The sequence below is a fragment of the Verticiella sediminum genome (assembly GCF_007558815.1).
GTDB classification, from domain to species: Bacteria; Pseudomonadota; Gammaproteobacteria; order Burkholderiales; family Burkholderiaceae_B; genus Verticiella; species Verticiella sediminum.
The window spans coordinates 1-3339 of record NZ_VLTJ01000006.1 but is presented as its reverse complement, the minus strand read 5'-3'; the positions used below and the strand labels follow the sequence as shown (position 1 = coordinate 3339).

General features: G+C 68.0%; 3 protein-coding genes. 1 reads left to right on the top strand and 2 read right to left on the bottom strand.

The features are described 5' to 3' along the window. The first annotated feature begins 93 nt into the window (after positions 1–93). A complete protein-coding gene (gene nth / locus FOZ76_RS03375; RefSeq protein ID WP_143946728.1) occupies positions 94–786 on the top strand; it encodes an endonuclease III in 693 nt (230 codons plus the stop codon). Here the strand turns inward: nth and hpaD are convergent. Together hpaD and hpaE are read right to left on the bottom strand one after the other, a co-directional pair. Beyond that, entirely contained in the window at positions 752–1609 is an 858-nt protein-coding gene (hpaD, locus tag FOZ76_RS03370) for a 3,4-dihydroxyphenylacetate 2,3-dioxygenase (protein ID WP_143946727.1), read from the bottom strand. The two genes, nth and hpaD, sit on opposite strands and share 35 nt — an antisense overlap. Positions 1610–1739: 130 nt before the next feature. Next, the gene (hpaE, locus tag FOZ76_RS03365; protein ID WP_143946726.1) at positions 1740–3206 is read right to left on the bottom strand and encodes a 5-carboxymethyl-2-hydroxymuconate semialdehyde dehydrogenase; all 1467 of its coding nucleotides are present in this window, start codon (positions 3204–3206) and stop codon (positions 1740–1742) included. Between the last annotated feature and the right edge of the window lie 133 nt (positions 3207–3339).

Sequence of the window (3339 nt, the reverse complement as noted above, 5' to 3'; positions counted from 1 at the left end):
GGCGGACGGCCCGCGCCTGGGAGACCCCGAACACAAACGGGCGGCCATCGCCGCGGCGCTGGCCCGCGCGCGCGCCCGACGCAGCCCTCAGCCATGAATCGCGCCAAACGCCAGGAAATCTTCGAGCGGCTGCGCGCCGCCAACCCGCATCCGACCACCGAACTCGAATACGGCACGCCCTTCCAGCTACTGATCGCCGTCTTGCTCTCGGCGCAGGCCACCGACAAGTCGGTCAATCTCGCCACGCGCACGCTCTTTGCCGAACACGGCACGCCCGCCAGCATGCTCGCCCTGGGCGAGGAAGGCGTGGCCGACTACATCAAGACCATCGGCCTGTACCGCACCAAGGCGCGCAACGTGATCGCCACCTGTCGGATCCTGCTCGAGCAGCACGGCGGCGAGGTGCCGCAGGACCGCGAGTCGCTCGAAGCGCTGCCCGGCGTGGGCCGCAAGACGGCGAACGTGGTGCTCAACACGGCCTTCGGCCAGCCGACGATCGCCGTCGACACGCACATCTTTCGCGTCGCCAATCGCACGGGCATCGCCCCGGGCAAGGACGTCGTGGCCGTCGAACAGGCCCTGCTCAAGTTCGTGCCCAGGGAGTTCCTGCACGACGCCCACCACTGGCTGATCCTGCACGGACGCTACGTGTGCGTGGCGCGCACGCCGAAGTGCCCGCAGTGCGGTATCGCCGATCTTTGCGAGTACAAGCACAAGACGCCGGCCGTGCCTGTGAAGAAGGCGGCGAGCCTCAAGCCGCGCCCGGCAGCGGAAATATCGCGTTGATCTGCCCCGTTCCCGAACTCGCGAAGTAGTCGGTGACGATCTCCACCGGCTTGTCGTACTCGTCCCAGCCCAGCATGCCCAGCAGCATGGCGGTGTCGTGCATGCCGCCCTCGCCTTCGCACAGGCTGGCGTACTCGGGCAGCATGGCGCAGAAGGTTTTCCAATCGCCCTGCTGCCACAGTTCCACCACGCGCTGGTCGACCTGCCGGTAGAACTCCCGGCTGATCTGGTGGATCGCGTCCTCGGGGCTGTTGTTGTCATTGAAGCGATGCGAAAGCGAGCCGCTGGCGAGCACTGCCACCTTGCAGTCGCTGCGCTCGATGGCCTCGCGCACCGCGCGCCCGAAGCGCCGGCTCTCTTCCAGGGTGTGCCAGGCGCACCAGCCGGCGATCGACACCACGTTGAAGTGCTGGTCGCCGTTCATGTAGCGCATGGGCACCAGGGTGCCGTACTCCAGCTCCAGGCTGTCGATCTCGTGGGCACGCGTGCCCACACCGTGCGCGTTCGCGACCTCGGCGATCAGGCGCCCGAGCGCCGGGTTGCCGGGGTAGGCATACGTCATGTCCTTGATGAAGTGCGGCAGCTCGTTGCTGGTGTAGGTGCCCGCGAACGCGCGGTTGCAGTTGATGTGATAGCCGGCGTTGACCAGCCAGTGCACATCGAACACCACGATGGTGTCCACGCCCAGTGCGCGGCAGCGCCGGCCGATCTCGCGATGGCCCTCGATGGCCGCCTCGCGGCAGCCATGGTGCTTGCCGGGCAGTTCGGACAGATACATCGACGGCACGTGCGTGATCTTGGCCGCCAGCGACAATTGACCCATGGTCTCCTCCTTGCGCGCGCCCGCGGGCGCGCCATGCATGCGCAGGTGCTGCGCCCCAGCGCGGCGCCCCGGGGGGCCTGCCGCGTGCGCCGCCCGAACCCGGCAGGCGCGCCTGCCGGGCCGGATCGCCTCAGACGCCCCAGCGCGGGATGTGGTGGCTGCCCATCGACACGCACACGTTCTTCACTTCGCAGAACACTTCGTAGCTGTACTCGCCGCCCTCGCGCCCGGTGCCGGACTCCTTGGTGCCGCCAAACGGCTGACGCAGGTCGCGCACGTTCTGGCTGTTGATGAACACCATGCCCGCCTCGATGCCGCGCGCGATGCGGTGCGCGCGCCCGAGGTCGTTGGTCCAGATGTAGGAGGCCAGGCCGTACTTGACGTCGTTGGCGAGGGCCAGGCCGTCGGCTTCGTCCTCGAAGGGCAGCAGGCAGGCGACCGGCCCGAAGATCTCCTCCTGGGCGCAGCGCATGCGGTTGTCGACGTCGGCCAGCACGGTCGGACGTACGAAATTGCCCTTGGCCAGGTGGGCCGGCAGATCGGCGGGCTTGTCGGGCCCGCCCGCCAGGATGCGCGCGCCCTCCTGTTCGGCCAGGCGGATGTAGCCGGTCACCTTCTCCCAGTGCTCGCGGGTGATCATGGAGCCCACGTTGGTCCTGGGATCGGCCGGGTCGCCCACCACTAGGCGCTCGGCGCGCCGCGCGAACTCCTCGACGAAGCGCTCGTACACCGAGGACTGGATGAAGATGCGCGAGCCGGCCGTGCAGCGCTCGCCGTTCAGCGAGAAGATGGTGAAGAGCGCGGCGTCCAGGGCTCGGTCGAGATCCGCGTCGTCGAACACCAGCACCGGCGACTTGCCGCCCAGCTCCATCGAGAACTTCTTGATGCCGCCGGCGCTGGCGATGATCTTCTTGCCAGTGACCGTGCCGCCCGTGAAGGAGATCGCCCGCACGTCGGGATGGCGCACCAGCGCGTCGCCGGCCGTGGCACCATAGCCCTGCACGACGTTGAGTACGCCCGGCGGGATGCCCGCCTCCAGCGCCAGTGCGCCCAGGCGATCGGCAGTGAGCGGCGAGAGCTCGGACATCTTCAGCACGGCCGTGTTGCCCAGCGCCAGGCAGGGCGCGGTCTTCCAGGTCGCCGTCATGAACGGCACGTTCCAGGGGGAGATCAGCGCGCACACGCCCACCGGCTGGTAGAGCGTGTAGTTGAGCATCTGGTCGTCCACGGGATAGGTGTGGCCGTTCATGCGCGTGCAGACTTCCGCGAAGAAGTGGAAATTCTCCGACGCGCGCGGAATGAGCTGCTTGCTGGTCTGCGCGATCGGCAGGCCGGTGTCGCGGGTTTCCAGCTCGGCGAGCGTGGGCACGTTCTGTTCGATCAGCTCGCCCAGGCGGCGCATCAGGCGGGCGCGCTCCTTGGCGGGTGTATTGGCCCAGCCCGGGAAGGCCTCGCGCGCGGCCGCCACCGCGGCATCGACCTCGGCCGCGCCGCCCGAGGCGACCTCGGCGATGGCTTCGCCCGTGGCCGGGTTGAATGTGGTGAAGCGCTCGGTGCTGTCCACCTGCTTGCCGTTGATCCAATGCTTGATGCTCATGCTCTGTCCTCGGTGCGCCGCGCCCATCGGCTTGGTACGATTTAATTAACTCGTTAATGATCTAGATTTTCAAGGATCGTGTCAATGCATCGCGGGGCACCCGGGCCGAGATGAACCCGGCACCAGGCGCCGC